Genomic DNA, 6,280 nt, shown 5'->3' with positions numbered 1-6,280 from the left:
CCCTCCGCCACCGCCGAGGAGTCCGAGAAGATCCTGCGCTGGCTGGAGTCCCCCGGGATCCGCCTGGTCGACGTCGACGGCGAGTGGAGCTGCCCGGTGGAGGGGGCGACCCGGCACCTCGCGCTGCACGACGCGGTCCACCAGTCGCGGCTCACGCTGGTCCCCTTCGACGACCGGCGCTCGCTGGCGCCGGTGCACCAGCCGGTGCGCTGAGGGCCCGCCCCGCGGGTCCTCTCCGGTCGGCGGCGCTACCGTGTCCTCATGATCACCGCCATCGTGTTCGTGAAGGCCGACGTCGCCCGCATCCCCGAGGTCGCCGAGGCGATCGCCGCGCTGGACGGGGTGAGCGAGGTCTACTCCGTCACCGGTCAGATCGACCTCATCGCGCTGGTCCGCGTCCGCAACCACGAGGACGTCGCCGCAGTCGTCGCCGATCGCCTGAACAAGGTCGACGGTGTGACGGCGACTGAGACGCACATCGCGTTCCGCGCCTACTCCAGTCACGATCTGGAGTCGGCATTCTCATTGGGCCTCGACTGAGCTCTGCGCCGTCGTAGCCTGCAGCGGTGAACTGGCTCTCCGCTAACTGGCTCGACATCCTCGGCTGGAGCGGCTCCGCGCTGCTCGTCCTCTCCCTGCTGCAGGCCCGGGTGCTGCGCTTTCGCATCCTCAACCTGATCGCCTGCCTGACGCTCATCGTCTTCAACGGCCTGCTCGAGATCTGGCCGATGGCCGCGATGAACGTCGTGCTCAGCGTGATCAACATCTGGTTCATCTACAAGCTGACCAGCGACCGGCACGACGAGGCCGCCTATGCGGTCCTCGAGGTCGGGCCCGGCGACGAGTACCTGCGCCACGTGCTGCGGGTGCACGGCAGCGACATCTTGAAGAACGAGCCGGACTTCGTCTGGGACCACTCCGCTCCGGACCAGTTCGCCTACCTCGTCCAAAAGGGCGACGAGACCGTCGGCGTCGTGCTGCTGCGCGGCGAGGGCGACCGCGCGCACGTGGTGCTCGACTACGTGACCCCTCGCTACCGGGACTTCTCGCCGGGTGAGTTCGTGTGGCGCCCCAGCGGCGGGCTGCGCAGCCGCGGCTACCACCAGGTGGTCACGAACCCGAACATGACCGACCCCTACTACGACAAGCTCAAGGTCGGCTTCCGCCCCGAGGGCGACTCCTTCGTGCTCGACCTCTGAGCGCCCGTCTGTCGAGCGTCCTGTCCGCGGCGCGTCCCTAGGCCGAGGAGGCAGCGATCCAGCGGTCGAGCACGTCGCTCGCCGCGCCGCTGTCCAGCGCCGCGCGCGCCCGGTCGACCCCTCGCGCGAGCAGCTCCAGCAGATCGCCGCCGCCGGCCTCGTGGACGGCCAGCGCGGCGCCGGCGTTGAGGACGACCGCCTCCCGTACAGGGCCCTGCTCACCGGCCAGCAGCCGCCGGATCACGTCGGCGTTGTGCTCGGTGTCGCCACCGCGCAGTGCCTCCGCGGGCACGTAGGAGAAGCCGAGGTCGCGCGGGTCGAGCGTGTTCTCGTGCACGGCACCGTCGCGGACCTGCCAGATCCGCGAGGTGGTCGTGGTCGTCAGCTCGTCGAGACCGTCGTCGCCACGCACGACCCACGCGTCCACGCCGCGGGCGGCGAAGACGCCGGCCATCACGGGCGCCATCCGTGCGTCGGCGCAGCCGATCGCCTGGGCGGCCGGGGCGGCCGGGTTGATCAGCGGGCCCAGGATGTTGAACGTCGTGGCGATGCCGAGCTCGCGGCGCGGCACCGCGGCGTGACGCAGGGCCGGGTGGAAGGCCGCGGCGAAGCAGAAGGTGATGCCGGCCTCCTCGGCCACGGCCGCGACCCGGGCGGGAGGGAGGTCGAGACGGATCCCCAGGGCCTCGAGCACGTCGGCGCTGCCGGACTTCGACGAGGCCGAGCGACTCCCGTGCTTGACGACGCGGGCGCCGGCTCCCGCAGCCACGATCGCCGCCATCGAGGAGATGTTGACCGAGAACGAGCGGTCGCCCCCCGTCCCCACGACGTCGAGGAGCCGTCCGGGCACGTGGATCCGCGTGGAGTGCTCGAGGGTCGCCTCGACGAGCGCCACGACCTCGTCGACGGTCTCGCCCTTGGTGCGCAGCGCCACGGCGAACCCGGCGATCTGCGCGGGGGTGGCCTCGCCGGAGAGGATCTCCCCCATCGCCCAGACCGCCTGCTCGGAGGAGAGGTCGTGTCCGGTGACGAGGGAGGTGAGGACGTCGGGCCAGCCCAGGGGCTGGTGACCGGACGACATCAGCTGCGGGCGGGGACGCGAGCGCGCAGCAGGCCGATGACGCTCTGCGCCAGCTGGATCGGGTCGAGCGGGTGCGGCACAGCGGCCTCCGCACGCGACCAGGTGGCCAGCCAGGCGTCCTGAGGACGGCCGGTGAGCACCAGGATCGGCGGGCACTCGAAGATCTCGTCCTTCATCTGCTTCGCGATCCCCATGCCGCCGGCAGGGACGGCCTCGCCGTCGAGGATCGCGAGCGCGATGCCTCCGGCGTCCATCTGCTGCACCACGACCGGCTCCGTGGCCACCTCGACATACTCCAGCTCCGGGAGGTCGGGGTGCGGGCGCCGGCCGAGGGCCAGGATGACCTGCTGGCGGGTGTTGACGTCGTCGCTGTAGACGAGGACCTTCAGCGGCGCGGACTTCGGCTTCGTGTCACTCACACCCTGATGCTATCCCTCGTCCGCCGACGACGTGGCGCGCGCTCGGTCCTGAGCCTCCAACCGGTCGAGTCTGCGGTCCTCGCGGACCGCCTCCTTCATCGACGAGCGCACCCATTGAGTGAACAGCACACCGAAGAAGATCAGGCCGATCAGGTCCCCCGACGCCCACAGGATCCCCCCGGCGACGTGCTGGTCGTCGGCGGCGTCCGGGAGCCACGAGCCCATCGGCCCCTCCCGCAGTTCGGCATACCAGTCCGCCGCGATGACGGTCGACTGCCCCATGATCGTGACGCCGAGGAACGCGTGGAACGGCAGCGTCAGGAAGGTCAGCACCAGGCGGAACGGCTCGGAGACACGCCCAGGCACCGGATCGATGCCCATCAGTGGCCAGAAGAAGAGCGAGCCGACCAGCACCAGATGGACGTGCATCATCTCGTGCACGTACGTCGAGCGCAGGCTCGCGTCGTACCAGCCGGTGAAGTAGAGCGCCCACGGCGAGATGACGTAGAGCAGGAACGCCAGCGGAGCGAAGGACAGCACCTTCGCGAACCGTGAGTGCAGCACCGCCAGCAGCCAGCGCCTTGGCCCGGCCGGCAGCGTGCGCAGCGCCAGGGTCACCGGGGCCCCCAGGGCCAGGAAGAGCGGCACCACCATCGACAGCACCATGTGCTGGACCATGTGCACGCTCAGCAGCGTCGTGTCGTAGGCCGCGATGCCCGACTGGGTCGCGACGTAGAACGACCCCATCCCCCCGACCACGAACGCCAATGTGCGTCCGAGCGGCCAGTGGTCCCCCCGACGGCGCAGCGCGGAGACGCCGACGAGGTAGAGACCCGCCGCCCACACGGTCGCCACGAACAGGAAGGGGTCCATGCCCCACTCGGTGAAGATCCGCCCGGGAGTGAACTCGGGGAGATTCGGACCGACTTGCCACGCTGAGAACACCACGGTGTGAACTTTATGACGACCAAAGACAGGGGGGTGTGGTGCCCTTCGGTCCTAGTCAGGACATAATGCTCCGCGTGGCGACTGCAACAGCGATTCCGGCATCCCGGCTGCACGGGCATCACGACCGACCCAGCATGGTCAGTGTGGGCACGATCATCTGGCTCGCAAGCGACCTGATGTTCTTCGCCGCGCTCTTCGCGGCGTACTTCACGATCCGTGCGGTCAGTCCCGAGCTCTGGGAGCAGAACACCGAGGCCCTGAACGTCCCGTTCGCGGCTGCCAACACCACGATCCTGGTGCTGTCCTCCCTGACCTGCCAGCTCGGTGTGTTCGCCGCCGAGCGTGGCCAGGTGGGTCGCACCGGCGGTCTCTTCAACGTCAAGGCGTGGGGGCTGCGCGAGTGGTTCGCGCTGACCTTCATCATGGGCGCGGTCTTCATCGCCGGTCAGGCGACGGAGTACGCCGAGCTCATCCACGAGGGCATCACGATCCAGGACTCCGCCTACGGCTCGATGTTCTACCTGACCACGGGCTTCCACGGGATCCACGTGACCGCGGGCCTCATCTGCTTCCTCCTCGTGCTCGGGCGCACCTTCCTGGCCCGCAAGTTCACCCACGAGCAGGCCGTGAGCGCGATCGTCGTGTCGTACTACTGGCACTTCGTGGACGTGGTGTGGATCGGTCTGTTCGCGACCATCTACCTGATCAAGTAACAGCCCGACCCTGCTCTAGCTAGGACTCAATGTGCGTCTCTTGAATCGCTCCGTCGGACGGCTCTCGCGCTACCGTCGCAGCCGTCTCGCGGGCCTGACCGTCATGCTGCTCGGCCTGGTGCTCGCCGGCGGGCTCTACACGGTCGTCTCCCCCGCGCAGGCCGAGAAGGCCGAGGCCGACCCGGCCCTGGTCGAGGAGGGCCGCAAGCTCTTCCTGGTCGGCTGTGCCTTCTGCCACGGCAAGAACGGTGAGGGCATCCTCACCGAGAACGGCAACCAGATCGGCCCGTCGCTGGTCGGCGTCGGCGCCGCCGCGGTGGACTTCCAGGTCGGCACCGGCCGGATGCCGCTGGTCCAGCCCGGCACCCAGGCCCCGGCCAAGGCCGAGGTCTACACCGACGAGGAGCGCCTGGCGCTCGCGTCGTACGTCGCGTCGCTGGGCGCCGGTCCGGCGATTCCAGACGAGTCGGACTACACCATCGAGGGTCTCTCCGAGGACGAGCGCGAGGCCGCGATCGTCAACGGTGGCCAGATCTTCCTCACCAACTGCACCGCCTGCCACAACTTCACCGGTGCCGGCGGGGCGATGCCCCGCGGCAAGTACGCGCCGAAGCTGCTGGGCGTCTCCGACAAGCACATCTACGAGGCGCTGCTCACCGGCCCCTCGCAGATGCCGGTCTTCTCCAACGGCAACCTCACGCCCGAGGACAAGCGTGACGTCATCGCCTACCTGAAGTCCCTGGAGGACCAGCCCAACTACGGCGGATTCACGCTCGGCTCGCTCGGCCCCGTGACGGAGGGCCTCTTCGGCTGGATCTTCGGCATCGGTGGCCTGGTCGGCTTCGCCGTCTGGATCGCTGCCCACACCACCCGCTCTAAGAAGGACAAGCTGGCATCGTGAGCACCCACGACGAAACCCTTCCGGCCGTCACGGAGCCGGATCCCATCGCCGACCCCGGTCTGCCGGCGCACCAGTGGCGCCCGACCGACGTCGACCCCCGGGCCGAGAAGCGCGCCGAGCGCCAGGTCGCCGCGCTGTTCGGATTCTCGATGATCTGCGCCGTCCTGTTCGTCGTCGCCTACTTCACGCTCGAGATCGGCGACAACCACGACGTCTTCCTGGGCATGGGCGCCTCCAACCTCGCGCTCGGACTGTCGCTCGCCGGCGCCCTGCTGGGCATCGGCATCGGCATCATCCAGTGGGCCCGCAAGCTCATGGGTGACCACGAGATCATGGAGATGCGTCACCCGGCCGCCTCCTCGGAGGAGGACCGCGCGACCACGCTTCAGGCACTGAGCGACGGCCTCGAGGAGTCCGGCATCGGCCGCCGCCCGCTGGTGCGCAACACCATGCTCGGCGCGCTCGGCATGCTCGGTATCCCCGCCATCGTCGCCCTGCGCGACCTCGGCCCGCTCCCCGGCGACAAGCTCTATTCCACGATCTGGGACAAGGGCATGCGCGTTGCCCGCGACGTGGTCGGGACCCCGATCAGGGTCTCGGACATGGAGATCGGCGACCTGATCAACGGCGAGCCGATGGCCATCTTCGAGGAGCACATCGAGGGCGTCGAGCTGCAGATCCACAAGTCCAAGGCGGCTGTCGTCCTGGTCCGCATGGAGCCCGACGAGATCGTGCCGGCCAAGGGTCGCGAGAACTGGTCGGTCGAGGGCATCGTCTGCTACTCCAAGATCTGCACCCACGTCGGCTGCCCGATCTCCCTCTACGAGCAGCAGACGCACCACCTGCTGTGCCCCTGTCACCAGTCCACCTTCGACCTCGCTGACTCCGCGCGCGTCGTCTTCGGTCCTGCCGCACGGGCGCTCCCGCAGCTGCCCCTGGCGGTCGACTCCGAGGGCTACCTCGTCGCGCAGAGCGACTTCACCGAGCCCGTGGGCCCGAGCTTCTGGGAGCGTGGCTGA

The 6,280-nt window shown here is 69.2% G+C and carries 8 protein-coding genes and 1 pseudogene; 6 read left to right on the top strand and 3 right to left on the bottom strand.

Annotation, left to right across the window (positions count from 1 at the left end; translation table 11 throughout):
• From ACYU7L_RS15400 to ACYU7L_RS15390, 3 genes and pseudogenes are all read left to right on the top strand, one after another.
• Window positions 1-213: pseudogene (locus ACYU7L_RS15400) on the top strand (DEDD exonuclease domain-containing protein); the annotation flags it as partial.
• Window positions 214-261: 48 nt separating this feature from the next.
• Window positions 262-540: an Lrp/AsnC family transcriptional regulator gene (locus ACYU7L_RS15395; RefSeq protein WP_460798275.1), complete on the top strand. Its 279-nt coding sequence runs from the start codon at window positions 262-264 to the stop codon at window positions 538-540.
• Window positions 541-566: 26 nt separating this feature from the next.
• Window positions 567-1,199 (top strand): hypothetical protein, encoded by a 633-nt coding sequence (locus ACYU7L_RS15390; protein ID WP_460798273.1) that lies wholly within the window; start codon window positions 567-569, stop codon window positions 1,197-1,199.
• 37 nt (window positions 1,200-1,236) lie between these two features.
• Here ACYU7L_RS15390 and trpD read toward each other — a convergent pair whose 3' ends face one another.
• The 3 genes from trpD to ACYU7L_RS15375 are packed head-to-tail and all read right to left on the bottom strand — an operon-like array spanning window position 1,237 to window position 3,647.
• Entirely contained in the window at window positions 1,237-2,280 is a 1,044-nt protein-coding gene (gene trpD / locus ACYU7L_RS15385) for an anthranilate phosphoribosyltransferase (protein ID WP_460798271.1), read from the bottom strand.
• Window positions 2,280-2,699 carry an Rv3143 family two-component system response regulator gene (locus ACYU7L_RS15380; RefSeq protein ID WP_460798269.1) on the bottom strand — a complete coding sequence of 140 codons (420 nt, stop codon included), beginning with the start codon at window positions 2,697-2,699 and terminating at the stop codon, window positions 2,280-2,282. Before ACYU7L_RS15380 ends, trpD begins: the two co-directional genes overlap by 1 nt.
• A gap of 9 nt (window positions 2,700-2,708) precedes the next feature.
• Window positions 2,709-3,647, bottom strand: a complete 939-nt coding sequence (locus ACYU7L_RS15375) for a cytochrome c oxidase assembly protein (protein ID WP_460798267.1) — start codon at window positions 3,645-3,647, stop codon at window positions 2,709-2,711.
• Between the two features lie 65 nt (window positions 3,648-3,712).
• On the opposite strand from ACYU7L_RS15375, the gene ctaE reads away from it, so the two are divergent.
• From ctaE to qcrA, 3 genes are read left to right on the top strand one after another with little or no spacing between them, the layout of a single operon-like run.
• Window positions 3,713-4,360, top strand: coding sequence for an aa3-type cytochrome oxidase subunit III (gene ctaE, locus ACYU7L_RS15370; RefSeq protein ID WP_460798264.1), 648 nt, complete (start codon window positions 3,713-3,715; stop codon window positions 4,358-4,360).
• Between the two features lie 31 nt (window positions 4,361-4,391).
• Window positions 4,392-5,261 carry a cytochrome bc1 complex diheme cytochrome c subunit gene (qcrC, locus tag ACYU7L_RS15365; protein WP_460798262.1) on the top strand — a complete coding sequence of 290 codons (870 nt, stop codon included), beginning with the start codon at window positions 4,392-4,394 and terminating at the stop codon, window positions 5,259-5,261.
• Window positions 5,258-6,280, top strand: coding sequence for a cytochrome bc1 complex Rieske iron-sulfur subunit (gene qcrA / locus ACYU7L_RS15360; RefSeq protein ID WP_460798259.1), 1,023 nt, complete (start codon window positions 5,258-5,260; stop codon window positions 6,278-6,280). Before qcrC ends, qcrA begins: the two co-directional genes overlap by 4 nt.

Source organism: Nocardioides pacificus (assembly GCF_054775955.1).
This window is presented reverse-complemented; position numbering and strand designations above follow the sequence as displayed.

Bases quoted from the DNA above. Each gene is read 5' to 3' on its own strand.
- ACYU7L_RS15395 (WP_460798275.1), top strand. From the start codon at position 262: ATGATCACCGCCATCGTGTTCGTGAAGGCCGACGTCGCCCGCATCCCC.
- ctaE (WP_460798264.1), top strand. From the start codon at position 3,713: ATGCTCCGCGTGGCGACTGCAACAGCGATTCCGGCATCCCGGCTGCAC.
- trpD (WP_460798271.1), bottom strand. From the start codon at position 2,280: ATGTCGTCCGGTCACCAGCCCCTGGGCTGGCCCGACGTCCTCACCTCC.